Origin of the sequence: Pseudomonas sp. F(2018) (genome assembly GCF_005508865.1) — a bacterium.
In the GTDB taxonomy this organism is placed as follows: domain Bacteria; phylum Pseudomonadota; class Gammaproteobacteria; order Pseudomonadales; family Pseudomonadaceae; genus Aquipseudomonas.
This window is the reverse complement of record NZ_SCOM01000002.1, coordinates 1,077,583-1,092,488: the sequence shown is the minus strand read 5'-3', so window position 1 is coordinate 1,092,488 and position 14,906 is coordinate 1,077,583. Positions and strand designations below refer to the sequence as shown.

Genomic DNA, 14,906 nt, shown 5'->3' with positions numbered 1-14,906 from the left:
CGGCGGCCCGGTCGCGGGCTACACCCGCCCTACGTTTAGACGATGCCGGTGGCGTAGAACACGCCGATCACGACGAACACGGCCAGGGTCTTGATCAGGGTAATACCGAAGATGTCCTTGTACGCCTCGCGGTGGGTCAGGCCGGTGACCGCCAGCAGGGTGATCACCGCGCCGTTGTGCGGCAGGGTGTCCATGCCGCCGGAGGCCATCGAGGCGACCCGGTGCAGCACTTCCAGCGGAATGTTGGCGGCGTTGGCGGCGGCGATGAAGGTATCGGACATGGCCGCCAGGGCGATGCTCATGCCGCCCGAGGCCGAACCGGTGATACCGGCCAGCAGGGTGACGGTGACCGCCTCGTTGACCAGCGGGTTGGGGATGCTCTTCAGCGCATCGGCCAGCACCAGGAAGCCGGGCAGGGAGGCGATCACCGCGCCGAAACCGTATTCCGAGGCGGTGTTCATCGACGCCAGCAGCGCGCCGCCGACGGCGGTCTTGGTGCCTTCGGCGAGCTTGGCGCGGATGGCGCGGAAGCCGCAGATCAGCACCAGCAGGATGCCCAGCAGCAGCGCCGCCTGAACGGCCCAGATGCCGGTCAGCTTGGCCACCTCGCTGGTCACCGGCTGCGCCATGCCGGCCAGCTGCAGGCTGTGGGTCTTGCCGTAGATCTCCGGAATCCAGCGGGTGAACAGCAGATTGGACAGGCCCACCAGCACCAGCGGCGCCAGCGCCAGCCAGGGGGTGGGCAGGGTGATGTCCTCGGCGGTCTCCGGCTCGTTGCGCAGCTCGGTGCCGTAGCCCTCGCCGTTGCGCTTGGCCTTGCTCAGCTGGCGGCTCAGGTAAAGCATGCCGACGCTGAACACGAACAGGGTGCCGATCACGCCCAGCCACGGCGCCGCCCAGGAGGTGGTGCCGAAGAAGGTGGTGGGGATGATGTTCTGGATCTGCGGGGTGCCGGGCAGGGCGTCCATGGTGAAGCTAAACGCGCCGAGGGCGATGGTGGCCGGGATCAGGCGCTTGGGGATGTTGCTCTGGCGGAACATCTCGGCGGCGAACGGGTACACGGCGAACACCACCACGAACAGCGACACGCCGCCGTAGGTGAGCAGGGCGCAGACCAGCACGATCACCAGCATGGCCTGGCCGGTGCCGAGCAGGCGGATGGCGGTGGCGACGATGGAGCGCGAGAAGCCGGACAGCTCGATCAGCTTGCCGAACACGGCGCCGAGCAGGAACACCGGGAAGTACAGCTTGATGAAGCCGACCATTTTCTCCATGAACACGCCGGTAAAGGCGGGCGCCACGGCGGATGGGTCGGTGAGCAGCACGGCGCCTAGGGCGGCGATGGGGGCGAAGAGGATGACGCTGTAGCCGCGATAGGCGGCCAGCATCAGCAGGGCAAGGGCCGCGAGGGCGATGATCACGCTCATGGAGCTATCTCCTGTGCTGCGGCGTGGCGTTCACGCACAGCGATCTTGTTGTCTTGGGTCACGTAGGGGGCTTGCTGGTCCATTACCAGAGCGGCAGCACGTAACTGAGGATCAGGCGGTTCTCGTCCAGGTCATTGCCGAAGTGGCCGGAGCGCAGCGTGGCGTTGCGCCATTTGATGCCAAAGTTCTTCAGCGGGCCGTCCTGGAACACGTAGGCGATGTCGCTGTTGCGCTCCCATTCCTTGCCTTCCGGCTTGCCGGCGCCCAGCTCGATGTTGTCGCCGGACAGGTAGCGGGTCATGAAGGTCAGGCCGGGGATGCCGATGGCGGCGAAGTTGTAGTCGTAGCGCACCTGCCAGGAGCGCTCCTCGGCGTTGGCGAAGTCGCCGATCTGCACGAAGTTGACCAGGAAGGCGTCGGTGCCGCCGATGTAGGCGAAGCCGGTGTCGCCGCTCATGCGCTGATAGCCGAGGCCGAAGGCATGGCCGCCGAGGCCGTAGGTGAACATGGCGCCGAAGGCGCGGTTGTCGACGTTGCTGTGGCCGTCGTCGTCGGAGCGCGCGAAGCGCAGGTCGCTCTTCAGCGACTGGCCTGCGCCGAGCGGCAGCAGGTGGGTCAGGTTGACGATGTGCTGGTCGTAGAGCTTGTCGAGCTTGGCGTAGCTGTAGCCGGTGGTGAGCTGGTCATTCCACTTGTAGCTGGCGCCGGCGAAGTCGAAGCGATTGCTATCGCCACTGGCGACGATGCCACGGGCGCTGCCGCTGGTGACGGTCATGTCCTCGCTGTCCGAGGAGTCGCGCTGGCTGACCTGGCGCAGCTGGCCGGCGTCGAGGGTCAGGCCGGCGATGTCGGTGGAGTTCAGGTGCGCGCCGCGGAAGGTCTGCGGCTGCAGGCGCGAGTCGTTGGCCAGCACGGTCGGCAGCTTGGGCAGCAAGGTGCCGACCTTGAGCACGCTGGCGCCGGCCTTGAACTTAGCGGTCAGGCCCAGCTCGCCATATTCGTCCTGGGCGCCGTCGACCCTCTCCTTGTCGCGCGGCAGCAGGCCGGAGCCGGCGCGGTCGGGGCTGGAGTCGAGCTTGACGCCGAGCATGCCGAGGGCGTCCACGCCGACGCCGACGGTGCCTTCGGTGTAGCCGGACTCGTAGCGCAGGAGGAAGCCCTGGGCCCACTCCTCCTGTTTCGACTGGCTGGCGTTGTCCTGGCGGAAGTCGCGATTGAAATAGAAGTTGCGCAGTTCCAGGCTGGCTTTGCTGTCTTCGAGGAAGGCGGCCTGGCTGGACGTGCAGACACCGCCGAGGGCGGCGAGGGCGACGGCATGGCTGAGCGGGAGTTTGCTCATCGGATATCTCCTGGCGCGGCGGCGTAGCGAACGGAGACGGTGCCGTGGCGTCCCGGGAGCAGAGTTCGTGCTACGTGCAGCGGTATTGTTGTTATTTCGGCTGCGGTCTGGCCGCGTCAGGCCTTTAGCCAGTTCCATGCCAACAATACAAGATGCTGATTTATAAGGATTTTCTACGCTTTTCGAGAGATTCGGCAGCAGTGCTTGTCTCGTAATGGAGACAGGGCGGCCGGAGGTCCCGGGCAGAAAGCCGAAAAGACTGGTACGGCTGGAAAGTCTCTTTATTGAGACTTGTCTCTTTATCAAGACGAAATGCCCAGCGCGACCATCTTCTTGTACAGGGTCGAGCGGCCCAGGCTCAGGCGCTTGGCGGCCTCGACCACATTGCCGGCCTGCTCGGCCAGGGCGGCCTGGATCAGCTGACGTTCGAAGGCCTCGCGGGCGCTGTGGAAATCGCCGAGCGGAATCGCCAGTGCGGCCGGCGCCACCTGGCTGGGTAGTGGCACCAGGCGACCAATGGCTGCGCGCAGGGCGCCGGCACCCAGCAGCGGCTCATCGCCGAGCAGAGCGGCGCGCTCCAGCACGTTGCGCAGCTCGCGGATGTTGCCCGGCCAGGCATGGCTGGCCAGCAGGGCGCGCGCCTCGGCGTCCAGCTCGTGGTGGCCGGGCAGCTCGTCGAGGATCGCCTCGCACAGCGCCGGCAGGTCGTCCAGGCGTTCGCGCAGTGGCGGTAGCTGGATCGGCAGGACGTTGAGGCGGTAGTACAGGTCGGCGCGAAAGCGACCTTCCTGCACGGCGGCCTCCAGGTCCAGCGAGGTGGCGGCGATCAGGCGCACGTCGCTGCGGCGAACCTCGTTGGAGCCGACCGGCTCGAACTCCTTCTCCTGCAACACGCGCAGCAGCTTGCTCTGCAGGGTCAGCGGCATGTCGCCGATCTCGTCGAGGAACAGCGTGCCGCCCTGGGCGATCTGCAGCTTGCCGGGGCGGCCCTTGCGGTCGGCGCCGGTGAAGGCGCCGGGTGCGGTGCCGAAGAACTCGGCCTCCAGCAGGGTCTCCGGGATCGCCGCGCAGTTGACGCTGACGAAGGGCTTGTGCGCCCGCGGCGAGGCGCTGTGGATGGCGTGGGCCAGCAGCTCCTTGCCGGTACCTGTCTCGCCGAGCAGCAGCACCGGTGACTCGCTGGCCGCGCCGCGGCGGGCGCGACGCTTGACCTCCAGACTGGCGGCGCTGGCGCCGATGAAGTGGGCAAAGCTGTACTTGGCCTGGCGCGCCTGCAGCAGCGAGCGGGTCGACGCCAGCTCCTCCTGGATCTGCATGAAGCGGGTCACCAGCGGCGCCAGGTTGCGCAGTTGGTCGAACAGGGCGAAACCGATGGCACCGATCACCGCGCCGGCGGCGTCGTGCACCGGCAGGCGCATCACCACCAGCGGGCCGCCGGGTGTATCGAGCATGTCCAGCAGGATCGGCTCGCCGGTCTCCACCACCTGGCGCAGCAGGCTAGTGGGGATGACCTTCTCTACTTCCTGGCCGATGGCCTGGCTGGCGTCGTCCAGGCCATAGCGGCGCGCGTAGCGCTCGTTCATCCAGACGATGCGCGCGTCCTTGTCGACGATCACCGTGCCCTCGCTGGACTGCTCGACGATCTCGAACAGCGAGCGGATCGCCAGCAGGCGCACGTGCTGGTAGTCGCGCAGGGTGGAGGCGTCTTTCATCAGCGATCTCTGCAGGCGGTAAGAGGGGTGGAGCTTAACCGGCGCGGGCCATCGGGCAATCTGACCTTGGTCGCAGCGCCGGCGTTCAGCGGGCGGCCAGGCGGGCGCGAGCCACGCGCGAGCCGTTGTCCTTGCCGAGCACCTGGCAGATGCGTGCGCCAGCGTCGATCAGCTTGTCCAGGTCGATGCCGGTGTGGATGCCCAGGCCCTGCAGCAGGTAGAGCACATCCTCGGTAGCGACGTTGCCGGTGGCGCCCTTGGCGTAGGGGCAGCCGCCCAGGCCTGCGACCGAGCTGTCGAACACGGCGATGCCTTCCAAAAGGCTGGCGTAGATATTGGCCAGGGCCTGGCCGTAGGTGTCGTGGAAGTGCCCGGCCAGCTTGTCGCGCGGGATATCGCGGCCGACCACCTCGAACATCGTGCGGGTCTTGCCAGCGGTGCCGGTGCCGATGGTGTCGCCTAGCGATACCTCATAGCAGCCCATGGCGAACAGCTCGCGGGCCACGGCGGCGACCTGCTCGGGCGCCACTTCGCCCTCGTAGGGGCAGCCGAGCACGCAGGAGACATAGCCGCGCACCGTGATGCCGTGGGCTTTGGCCGCTTCCATCACCGGCACGAAGCGCTCCAGGCTCTCGGCGATGGAGCAGTTGATGTTCTTCTGCGAGAAGGCCTCGCTGGCGGCGGCGAACACCGCCACTTCCTTAACCCCGGCCTCGACCGCGGCCTCGAAGCCTTTGAGGTTGGGGGTGAGGGCGCCGTAGACCACACCGGGTTTGTACTGGATGCCGGCGAACACCTCGGCGCTGCCGGCCATCTGCGGCACCCACTTGGGCGAGACGAAGCTGCCTACCTCGATGTAGCTCAGGCCGGCGGCGCTCAGGTCGTCGGTCAGGCGTACCTTGTCGGCCACGCTGATCGGCTGTTTCTCGTTCTGCAGGCCGTCGCGCGGGCCGACTTCGACCAGGCGGACGTGTTGGGGCAGATTCATGGATTTCCTCGCGAGATTAGTTTCGGCGCCCTCTCCCCTTGGGAGAGGGCGGGGCGGCCCTCATAGGGTGAGGGAGCGGAGTGGCCCGTGATGCCCTCACCCTAACCCTCTCCCGGAGGGAGAGGGAATAGTGGTGTTGCTCAGGCCTCTTCCAGCTCTACCAGTGCGGCGCCTTCGCTGACCATATCCCCTTCGCCACAGTACAGCGCCTTGACCGTGCCGGCGTGGGGCGCGCGGATGCTGTGCTCCATCTTCATGGCTTCCAGTACCACCAGGGCGGTGCCGGCTTCCACAGACTGGCCGGGTTCGACCAGCACGCGCACGATACTGCCGTTCATGGGCGCCGTCAGCCCGCCGTGCTGTGCGTGGCTGGCCTCGACCTCGGCGATCGGGTCGACCTTGCGCACCTCATGCAGGCGACCTTGCCACTCCAGATACAGCGCATCGCCCTGGCGGATGGCACGGTGGGCGCGGCGCAGGCCGTCCTGTTCGAGCCACAGTTGCTCGCCCAGCAGCTGCGACTGCAGCGCGCCGCGCAGGTGCACGGTCTGGCGTTGCTCACCGCAGCTCAGCTGCAGATCGGTCTCGCTGGCCAGACCGGCGCGCCAGCCGAGGTTGCCGCTCCAGGGCGAGTGATAGTCCTCGTGGCTGCGGCGCGGCGCCTCGCTCTGCAGCCAGGCTTCGCCGGCCAATTGCCAGAACTCGCTCGGCAGTTCGGCCACCGCAGGCAGCAGCTGAGCCTGGTGACGGGGAATAAAGCCGGTATCCAGCTCGGCATTGGCGAAAGCCGGATGGGCCAGCACGCGACGCAGGAAGGGCAGGTTGCTGGCGAAGCCGCCGACCAGCGTTTCTTCGAGCATGGCCAGCAGGCGCTGGTGGGCCTGCTCGCGGTCCTCGCCCCAGGCGATCAGCTTGGCCAGCATGGGGTCGTAGAACGGCGAGACGGTGTCGCCTTCGGCTACGCCGCTATCGACGCGGCGACCTTCACCAGCGGCCGGTTCGCGATACAGCTTGAGGTCGCCGGAGGCGGGCAGGAAGTCGTTATCGGTGTCCTCGGCGTACAGGCGCACCTCAATGGCATGGCCATTGAGCGGCACTTCGGCCTGGGTGATCGGCAGTGCCTCGCCACGGGCAACACGGATCTGCCAGGCCACCAGGTCGAGGCCGGTGATGGCCTCGGTGACCGGGTGTTCCACCTGCAGACGGGTGTTCATCTCCATAAAGAAGAACTGGCCGCGGGCATCCAGCAGGAATTCCACGGTGCCGGCGCCGACATAGCCGATGGCCTGGGCGGCCTTGACCGCGGCCTCGCCCATGGCGCGGCGCAGTTCGGGCGAAAGGCCCGGAGCCGGCGCTTCCTCGACCACCTTCTGGTGACGGCGCTGGATCGAGCAGTCGCGTTCGTTGAGGTACAGGCAGTTGCCATGGCTGTCGGCGAATACCTGGATCTCCACGTGGCGCGGCTGCAGTACGTACTTTTCTACCAGCATGCGCGAATCGCCGAAGGCGGACTGGGCTTCACGCTGGGCGGATTCCAGGGTTTCGGCCAGCTCGCTCTCGCGCTCGACCACCTTCATGCCCTTGCCACCGCCACCGGCAGCGGCCTTGAGCAGCACCGGGTAGCCGATGCGTTCGGCGGCGACGCGGAAGGTCTCCACGTCCTGGGCCTCGCCGTGGTAGCCGGGCACCAGGGGCACGCCGGCGTCTTCCATCAGCGCCTTGGCCGCGGACTTGCTGCCCATGGCGTCGATGGCGCTGGCGGGCGGGCCGAGGAACACCAGGCCGGCGGCCTCGATGGCGCGGGCGAAACCGGCGTTCTCGGAGAGGAAGCCGTAGCCCGGGTGGATGGCCTGGGCACCGCTGGCCTTGGCCGCAGCGATGATCTTGTCGATGAGCAGGTAGCTCTCGGCCGGCTTGGCGCCGCCGAGGTTCACCGCCAGGTCGGCCTCGCGCACATGGCGCGCATGGGCGTCGATGGCGCTGTGCACGGCCACGGTCTTCAGACCCTGGGCCTTGGCGGTGCGCATCACCCGGCAGGCGATCTCGCCGCGGTTGGCCACCAGCAGGGTATCGATGTGCTTGCGGCTCATGCTTGCGGCTCCTGCCAGGCGGGCGTGCGTTTTTCCAGGAAGGCGTTGAGCCCCTCCTGGCCTTCGGGGCTGACGCGGATACGGGCGATGGCGTTCTCGGTGTAGCGGCGCAGCGGCGGGTTGAGCACGCCGCTGGCCACTTCGCGCAGCAGGTCCTTGCTGGCCTGCATGGCCTGCGGGCTGTTGAGCAGCAGATTGTTCACCCAGCCTTCGACCTGGGCGTCCAGCTCGGCGGCCGGGTAGGCCTCGGCCAGCAGGCCCAGTTCGCGGGCGCGGTGGCCGGAGAAGCGTTCGGCGGTCAGCGCATAGCGGCGCGCGGCGCGCTCGCCGAGGGCCTGGACCACGAAGGGGCTGATCACCGCAGGGGCCAGGCCGATGCGCACTTCGGACAGGCTGAACAGCGCGTCGTCGCTGCCAATGGCCATATCGCAGCAGCTGACCAGGCCCACAGCACCGCCGAAGGCCGCGCCCTGTACCACGGCCAGGGTCGGAATCTTCAGGCCGTTGAGGTTGTACATCAGCTCGGCCAGCTCGCGGGCGTCATTCAGATTGGCGTTGTAATCGAGCTTGGCCGAGGCCTGCATCCAGGCCAGATCGGCGCCGGCGGAGAAATGCCTGCCGCGGCCGCGCAGCAGTAAGAAGCGCAGGGTCTTGTCGGCGGCGATCAAGTCGAGGGCGAGGATCAGCTCGCGGATCATCTCGGCGTTGAAGGCGTTGTTCTTGTCCGGGCGGTTCAGCCACAGGGTGGCGAAGCCGCGCGGGTCTTTTTCCAGCTGTACGGTAGTGAAGTCGGTCATGGCTTACATCCGGAACACGCCGAACTGGGTCGGCTCGATGGGCGCATTGAGGCTGGCGGACAGCGCCAGGCCGAGCACGTCGCGGGTCTGCGCCGGGTCGATCACGCCGTCGTCCCACAGGCGGGCGCTGGAGTAGTAGGCGTGGGCCTGCTGCTCGTATTGGGCGACGATGGGCTGCTTGATGCGCGCCTCTTCCTCGTCGCTGAACGGGTGGCCGGCGCGGGCGGCCTGCTCGCGCTTGACCTGCACCAAGACGCCTGCGGCCTGCTCGGCGCCCATCACGCCGATGCGCGCGTTGGGCCACATCCACAGGAAGCGCGGGTCGTAGGCGCGGCCGCACATGCCGTAGTTACCGGCGCCGAAGCTGCCACCGATGATCACGGTGAACTTCGGCACCTTGGCGCAGGCCACGGCGGTGACCAGCTTGGCACCGTGCTTGGCGATGCCGCCTTCCTCGTACTTCTTGCCGACCATAAAGCCAGTGATGTTCTGCAGGAACAGCAGCGGGATGCCGCGCTGGCAGGCCAGTTCGATGAAGTGCGCGCCTTTCTGCGCGGCTTCGGCGAACAGGATGCCGTTGTTCGCCAGGATGGCGACCGGGTAGCCGTGGATATGGGCGAAGCCACACACCAGCGTGGTGCCGAACAGCGCCTTGAATTCGTCCAGCTCGCTGCCGTCGACGATGCGCGCGATCACTTCACGTACATCGAAGGGCTGTTTGGCGTCGGCCGGGATCACCCCGTACAGCTCCTCACTGCTGTGCAGCGGAGCGAGCGGGGCGCGGGTCTGCAGCTGGCCGAGCTTGCGCCAGTTGAGGTTGGCGATGCAGCGGCGGGCCAGGGCCAGGGCATGCTCGTCGTTCTCCGCGTAGTGGTCGGCCACGCCGCTGGTCTTGCAGTGCACGTCGGCGCCGCCCAGTTCCTCGGCGGTCACTACCTCGCCGGTGGCGGCCTTCACCAGGGGCGGGCCGGCCAGGAAGATGGTGGCCTGGTTGCGCACCATGATGGTCTCGTCGCTCATCGCCGGCACATAGGCGCCGCCGGCGGTGCAGGAGCCCATGACCACGGCGATCTGCGGGATGCCCTGGGCGCTCATATTGGCCTGGTTGAAGAAGATGCGGCCGAAGTGTTCGCGGTCCGGGAACACTTCTTCCTGGCGTGGCAGGTTGGCGCCGCCGGAGTCCACCAGGTAGATGCACGGCAGGCGGTTCTGCTGGGCGATGGTCTGCGCGCGCAGGTGTTTCTTCACGGTCAGCGGGTAGTAGCTGCCGCCTTTCACCGTGGCGTCGTTGGCGATGATCATGCACTCGACGCCTTCCACTCGACCGATGCCGGCGACCACGCCGGCTGCCGGCACGTCTTCGCCGTAGACCTCATGGGCGGCGAGTTGGCCGACTTCGAGGAAGGGCGAGCCGAGGTCCAGCAGGCGGTTGATGCGCTCGCGCGGTAGCAGCTTGCCGCGCGAGGTGTGGCGTTCCTGGGCCTTGGCGCCGCCGCCCTCGTGGACGCGGGCGAGCAGGGCGCGCAGGTCGCTGACCTGGGCGAGCATGGCCGCACTGTTGGCGGCGAACTCCGGCGAGCGGGTGTTGATCTGGGTATGCAGGATGGCCATCTGGCGCGCTCCGTCGACGGCGGCCGGGCAGGGCGCCCGTGCCGCCCGGTGATCACTTGGTCTCGTTGTACAGCTCGCGGCCGATCAGCATGCGGCGGATTTCGCTGGTGCCGGCGCCGATCTCGTAGAGCTTGGCGTCACGCAGCAGGCGGCCGGCCGGGTACTCGTTGGTGTAACCGTTGCCGCCGAGCAGTTGGATGGTATCGAGGGCCATCTTGGTGGCCATCTCGGCGGTGTAGAGGATCACCGCGGCAGCGTCCTTGCGCGATTCCTCGCCGCGGTCGCAGGCCTTGGCCACGGTGTACAGGTAGGACTTGGAGGCGTTCATGCCGGCGTACATGTCGGCCAGCTTGCCCTGCACCAGCTGGAACTCGCCGATCGACTGCTTGAACTGCTGGCGCTCGTGCACGTAGGGCAGCACCACGTCCATGCAGGCGCTCATGATCCCGGTCGGGCCGCCGGAGAGCACTGTGCGCTCGTAGTCCAGGCCGCTCATCAGCACGGCCACGCCGCGGCCTTCGCCGCCGAGGACGTTTTCTTCCGGCACTTCCACGTCCTCGAACACCAGTTCGCAGGTGTTGGAGCCGCGCATGCCCAGCTTGTCCAGCTTCTGATGGCGGGAGAAGCCCTTGTAGTCGCGCTCGACGATGAACGCGGTCATGCCGCGCGAACCGGCGTTGATGTCGGTCTTGGCGTAGATCACGTAGGTGTGGGCGTCCGGGCCGTTGGTGATCCACATCTTGTTGCCGTTGAGCACATAGCGATCACCGCGCTTCTCGGCGCGCAGCTTCATCGATACCACGTCAGAGCCGGCATTGGGCTCGCTCATGGCCAGGGCGCCGATGTGCTCGCCGGAGCACAGCTTGGGCAGGTACTTGAGCTTCTGCGCGTGGGTGCCGTTCTTGCGGATCTGGTTGACGCACAGGTTGGAGTGGGCACCGTAGGACAGGCCGACCGAGGCCGAGGCACGACTGATCTCCTCCATTGCCACCACGTGAGCCAGGTAGCCCATGTTGGTGCCACCGTATTCCTCTTCCACGGTCATGCCCAGCAGGCCCATGTCGCCGAACTTGCGCCACATGTCCATGGGGAACTCGTTGTCGCGGTCGATCTGCGCCGCACGTGGAGCCAGTTCGGCCTGGGCGAACTGGTGCACCGAGTCGCGCAGCATGTCGATGGTCTCGCCGAGACCGAAGTTGAGGGTTGGGTAGCTCATGAGTTCCACCTGTGAATTATTGGATTAAGTTCAGGAAGTAACGCTTTGATCTGAAACAGTTTCTGCCAGGGCTGCTAGGCAGCGCTCTTCGGCCGTATCGAGTTCCAGCTGCATCTGCTCGATGTCCAGCAGCTGCTGCTCCAGCTGGGCGCGGCGGGCGGCGATCTTAGCCATGAAGGTTTCCAGCTGCTTGCGGTTGCCGCTGCTGGGGTCGTAGAGGTCGATCAGCTCCTTGCACTCGGCGAGGGAGAAGCCGATGCGCTTGCCGCGCAGGATCAGCTTGAGGGTCACCAGATCCTTGGGCCGGTAGATGCGCTCCTGGCCGCGGCGCTCGGGCACCAACATGCCTTGCTCCTCGTAGAAGCGAATGGCGCGGGTGGTGACGTCCAGCTCGCGGGCCAGATCGGAGATGGAATAGGTGATGGACATGGCCTGCTCTCGTTTACCTTTACGTTAACGTAAACCTGTGCCAGTCTGACTGTCAATCTCGGGCTCCGGCATCGCCGGTGCGTCCGATCGACATTCATGCTGGGTGAGGAGTTGGCTTGTGCGTATCGAAGATTCCGTGTTCCTGATCACCGGCGGCGGCTCGGGCCTTGGCCTGGCTACTGCGCGTGAGCTGGTCGGTCAGGGCGCCAGGGTGCTGCTGCTGGACATCAATGCCGAGGCCGGCGCCAAGGCGGCTGCCGAATTGGGCGAGCGGGCGCGCTTTCTGCGTACCGATATCAGCAGCGAGGCCGAGGGCCGCGCCGCCGTGGCCGATGCGCTGCAGGCCTTCGGCGCGGTGCACGGGCTGGTCAACTGCGCGGGCGTGGCGCCGGCCGAGAAGGTCATCGGGCGCAACGGCGCTCACGGCCTGGACAGCTTCCGCCGCACTATCGAGATCAACCTGATCGGTAGCTTCAACATGCTGCGCCTGGCCGCCGAGGCCATGGCGCAGAACCAGCCGAACGCCGACGGCGAGCGTGGCGTGATCATCAACACCGCCTCGGTGGCCGCCTTCGACGGGCAGATGGGCCAGGCCGCGTACTCCGCGTCCAAGGGCGGCGTGGCCGCCATGACCCTGCCGACGGCGCGTGATCTGGCGCGCTCGGGCATTCGCGTAATGTGCATCGCCCCGGGCATCTTCGAGACGCCGATGATGGCCGGCATGCCCCAGGAGGTGCAGGACTCCCTGGCCGCCAACGTGCCGTTCCCGCCGCGCCTGGGGCGCCCGGCCGAATATGCCGCGCTGGTCCGCCATATCGTCGAGAACGCCATGCTCAACGGCGAGGTCATCCGCCTGGATGGCGCGCTGCGCATGGCGGCCAAGTGAGGGCATGAGCATGCACAACGATCCGGTGGTGATAGTCGGCGCCGCGCGCACGCCCATGGGCGGCTTCCTCGGCGACTTCAAGGATCTGACGGCCGCCCAGCTGGGCGCCGCCGCCATCCGCGCCACGCTCGAGCGTGCCAGCCTGGCCGGCGATGCGGTGGACGAGGCGATCATGGGCTGCGTACTGCAGGCCGGCCAGGGCCAGGCCCCGGCGCGCCAGGCGGTGCTCGGCGCCGGGCTGCCGCAGTCGGTGGTCTGCTCCACGGTGAACAAGATGTGCGGCTCCGGCATGAAGGCCGCCATGTTCGGCCACGACCTGCTGCTGGCCGGCGGCGCCCGGGTGGTGCTGGCCGGCGGCATGGAGAGCATGTCGGGCGCGCCCTACCTGCTGGAGCGCGCCCGCGGCGGCTACCGCATGGGCCACGGCAAGGTGCTCGACCACATGTTCCTCGACGGCCTGGAAGACGCCTACGACAAGGGCCGGCTAATGGGCACCTTCGCCGAGGACTGCGCGCAGAGCTACGGCTTCAGCCGCGAGCAGCAGGACGAGTACGCCATCGCCTCGCTGACCCGTGCCCAGCGCGCCATCGCCGAGGGCCGCTTCGCCGATGAGATAGTGCCGGTGCAGGCCAAGGCCGGCCGCGAGCTGGTGACCATCAGCCAGGACGAACAGCCGCCCAAGGCGCGCCCGGACAAGATCCCGACCCTCAAGCCGGCCTTTCGCGAGGGCGGCACGGTGACGGCGGCCAACGCCAGCTCGATCTCCGATGGTGCCGCCGCGCTGCTGCTGATGCGCCAGTCCGAGGCCGAGCGCCGCGGCCTGACGCCGCTGGCACGCATCGCCGGCCACGCCTCGGCGGCCCAGGCGCCGAACCTGTTCACCACCGCGCCGGTTGGCGCCATCCAGCGCCTGCTGGCCAGCACCGGCTGGTCGCTAGGCGAGGTCGATCTGTTCGAGATCAACGAGGCCTTCGCCGTGGTGCCCATGGTGGCCATGCGCGACCTCGGCATCCCCCACGACAAGCTCAACGTGCATGGCGGCGCCTGCGCCCTGGGCCACCCGATCGGCGCCTCCGGCGCGCGCATCCTGGTGACCCTGCTGTCCGCCCTGCGCCAATACGGCCTCAAGCGCGGCCTGGCGGCCGTGTGTATCGGCGGCGGTGAAGCCACCGCGTTGGCCATCGAACTGATCAGCTAAGGAGGCTATGAAGATGCTACCCAGCGAACAGGACATCCTGATCCGCGACATGGCCCGCCAGTTCGCCCAGGAGCGGCTGAAACCCTTTGCCGCCGACTGGGACCGCGAACACCGCTTCCCGGCAGAAGCCTTGAAGGAAATGGCCGACCTCGGCTTCCTCGGCATGCTGGTGCCGGAGGAGTGGGGTGGTGCAGCCACCGGCCACCTGGCCTACGCCATGGCCCTGGAGGAGATCGCCGCCGGCGACGGCGCCTGCTCGACCATCATGAGTGTGCACAACTCGGTGGGCTGCATGCCGATCCTCAAGTTCGGCAGCGACGAGCAGAAGCAGCGCTTCCTCCAGCCCTTGGCCAGCGGCGCCATACTCGGCGCCTTTGCCCTGACCGAGCCACAGGCCGGCTCGGACGCCAGCGATCTGCGCACCCGCGCGCGGCGCGATGGCGACCATTACGTGCTCAGCGGCGCCAAGCAGTTCATCACCTCCGGTAGCCACGCCGGGATGGTGATCGTGTTCGCCGTGACCGATCCGCAAGCCGGCAAGAAGGGCATCAGCGCCTTTATCGTGCCGACCGACACGCCCGGCTACTCGGTGGTGCGGGTGGAGGACAAGCTCGGCCAGCATGCCTCCGACACCTGCCAGATCCAGCTCGATGAGGTGCGCATTCCGGCGTCGCTGCGTCTGGGTGAGGAGGGCGAGGGTTACCGCATCGCCCTTAGCAACCTGGAAGGCGGGCGCATCGGCATCGCCGCGCAGTCGGTGGGCATGGCCCGTGCCGCGTTCGAGGCAGCCCGCGACTACGCCCATGAGCGGCAGACCTTCGGCAAGCCGATCATCGAGCACCAGGCCGTGGCCTTCCGCCTGGCCGACATGGCCACCCAGATCGCCGTGGCGCGGCAGATGGTGCATCACGCGGCGGCGCTGCGCGAAGCCGGCCAGCCGTGCCTGACCGAGGCCTCGATGGCCAAGCTGTTTGCCTCGGAGATGGCGGAGAAGGTCTGCTCGGCGGCGATCCAGACCCTGGGCGGCTACGGCTATCTCAAGGACTTCCCGGTGGAGCGCATCTACCGCGACGTGCGCGTGTGCCAGATCTATGAGGGCACCAGCGATGTGCAGCGGATGGTGATCGCGCGCAGCCTGTAACGACTACTCCCCCTTGCGCTGGGTGGACTCGTTCCACCTCCGGCCAGCTGGCCGGTTCCCTCGAAGGCGCCG

General features: G+C 67.5%; 11 protein-coding genes and 1 pseudogene. 3 read left to right on the top strand and 9 right to left on the bottom strand.

Annotation, left to right across the window (positions count from 1 at the left end; all coding sequences use genetic code 11):
• Positions 1–35: 35 nt before the first annotated feature.
• The 9 genes and pseudogenes from FFS62_RS13155 to FFS62_RS13115 all read right to left on the bottom strand — a co-directional run bounded on the left by FFS62_RS13155 (position 36) and on the right by FFS62_RS13115 (position 11,609).
• On the bottom strand, positions 36–1,427 hold the full coding sequence (locus FFS62_RS13155) for a GntP family permease (protein ID WP_137973254.1): 1,392 nt from the start codon (positions 1,425–1,427) through the stop codon (positions 36–38).
• An 82-nt stretch (positions 1,428–1,509) separates the two neighbouring features.
• Complete coding sequence (locus FFS62_RS13150) at positions 1,510–2,766, bottom strand: OprD family porin (RefSeq protein WP_137973253.1); 1,257 nt, start codon at positions 2,764–2,766, stop codon at positions 1,510–1,512.
• Positions 2,767–3,040: 274 nt separating this feature from the next.
• Positions 3,041–4,478, bottom strand: a pseudogene (locus tag FFS62_RS13145) (sigma-54 interaction domain-containing protein); the annotation flags it as partial.
• Positions 4,479–4,563: 85 nt separating this feature from the next.
• Entirely contained in the window at positions 4,564–5,466 is a 903-nt protein-coding gene (locus tag FFS62_RS13140) for a hydroxymethylglutaryl-CoA lyase (protein ID WP_137973251.1), read from the bottom strand.
• Between the two features lie 140 nt (positions 5,467–5,606).
• Positions 5,607–7,556, bottom strand: a complete 1,950-nt coding sequence (locus FFS62_RS13135; protein ID WP_137973250.1) for an acetyl/propionyl/methylcrotonyl-CoA carboxylase subunit alpha — start codon at positions 7,554–7,556, stop codon at positions 5,607–5,609.
• On the bottom strand, positions 7,553–8,353 hold the full coding sequence (locus tag FFS62_RS13130) for a gamma-carboxygeranoyl-CoA hydratase (RefSeq protein WP_137973249.1): 801 nt from the start codon (positions 8,351–8,353) through the stop codon (positions 7,553–7,555). The genes FFS62_RS13135 and FFS62_RS13130 overlap by 4 nt, the downstream gene beginning before the upstream one ends.
• A gap of 3 nt (positions 8,354–8,356) precedes the next feature.
• A complete protein-coding gene (locus FFS62_RS13125) occupies positions 8,357–9,964 on the bottom strand; it encodes a carboxyl transferase domain-containing protein (RefSeq protein WP_137973248.1) in 1,608 nt (535 codons plus the stop codon).
• A 52-nt stretch (positions 9,965–10,016) separates the two neighbouring features.
• Positions 10,017–11,180 (bottom strand): isovaleryl-CoA dehydrogenase, encoded by a 1,164-nt coding sequence (locus FFS62_RS13120; protein ID WP_137973247.1) that lies wholly within the window; start codon positions 11,178–11,180, stop codon positions 10,017–10,019.
• A 30-nt stretch (positions 11,181–11,210) separates the two neighbouring features.
• The gene (locus FFS62_RS13115) at positions 11,211–11,609 is read right to left on the bottom strand and encodes a MerR family DNA-binding transcriptional regulator (protein WP_043307280.1); all 399 of its coding nucleotides are present in this window, start codon (positions 11,607–11,609) and stop codon (positions 11,211–11,213) included.
• Positions 11,610–11,727: 118 nt separating this feature from the next.
• On the opposite strand from FFS62_RS13115, the gene FFS62_RS13110 reads away from it, so the two are divergent.
• Genes FFS62_RS13110 through FFS62_RS13100 form a run of 3 tightly spaced genes read left to right on the top strand, consistent with a single transcriptional unit; the run spans position 11,728 to position 14,834 of the window.
• Positions 11,728–12,495: a 3-hydroxyacyl-CoA dehydrogenase gene (locus FFS62_RS13110; RefSeq protein ID WP_137973246.1), complete on the top strand. Its 768-nt coding sequence runs from the start codon at positions 11,728–11,730 to the stop codon at positions 12,493–12,495.
• A 10-nt stretch (positions 12,496–12,505) separates the two neighbouring features.
• A complete protein-coding gene (locus FFS62_RS13105) occupies positions 12,506–13,693 on the top strand; it encodes an acetyl-CoA C-acyltransferase (protein WP_256662223.1) in 1,188 nt (395 codons plus the stop codon).
• 13 nt (positions 13,694–13,706) lie between these two features.
• Complete coding sequence (locus FFS62_RS13100; protein ID WP_137973244.1) at positions 13,707–14,834, top strand: acyl-CoA dehydrogenase family protein; 1,128 nt, start codon at positions 13,707–13,709, stop codon at positions 14,832–14,834.
• The last annotated feature ends 72 nt before the right edge of the window (positions 14,835–14,906 follow it).

What these genes read in the sequence shown, in the direction of transcription:
- FFS62_RS13120 (WP_137973247.1), bottom strand. Translation starts at nt 11,180, where the DNA reads ATGAGCTACCCAACCCTCAACTTCGGTCTCGGCGAGACCATCGACATG.
- FFS62_RS13125 (WP_137973248.1), bottom strand. Translation starts at nt 9,964, where the DNA reads ATGGCCATCCTGCATACCCAGATCAACACCCGCTCGCCGGAGTTCGCC.
- FFS62_RS13155 (WP_137973254.1), bottom strand. Translation starts at nt 1,427, where the DNA reads ATGAGCGTGATCATCGCCCTCGCGGCCCTTGCCCTGCTGATGCTGGCC.
- FFS62_RS13130 (WP_137973249.1), bottom strand. Translation starts at nt 8,353, where the DNA reads ATGACCGACTTCACTACCGTACAGCTGGAAAAAGACCCGCGCGGCTTC.
- FFS62_RS13105 (WP_256662223.1), top strand. Translation starts at nt 12,506, where the DNA reads ATGCACAACGATCCGGTGGTGATAGTCGGCGCCGCGCGCACGCCCATG.
- FFS62_RS13135 (WP_137973250.1), bottom strand. Translation starts at nt 7,556, where the DNA reads ATGAGCCGCAAGCACATCGATACCCTGCTGGTGGCCAACCGCGGCGAG.
- FFS62_RS13140 (WP_137973251.1), bottom strand. Translation starts at nt 5,466, where the DNA reads ATGAATCTGCCCCAACACGTCCGCCTGGTCGAAGTCGGCCCGCGCGAC.
- FFS62_RS13150 (WP_137973253.1), bottom strand. Translation starts at nt 2,766, where the DNA reads ATGAGCAAACTCCCGCTCAGCCATGCCGTCGCCCTCGCCGCCCTCGGC.
- FFS62_RS13100 (WP_137973244.1), top strand. Translation starts at nt 13,707, where the DNA reads ATGCTACCCAGCGAACAGGACATCCTGATCCGCGACATGGCCCGCCAG.
- FFS62_RS13115 (WP_043307280.1), bottom strand. Translation starts at nt 11,609, where the DNA reads ATGTCCATCACCTATTCCATCTCCGATCTGGCCCGCGAGCTGGACGTC.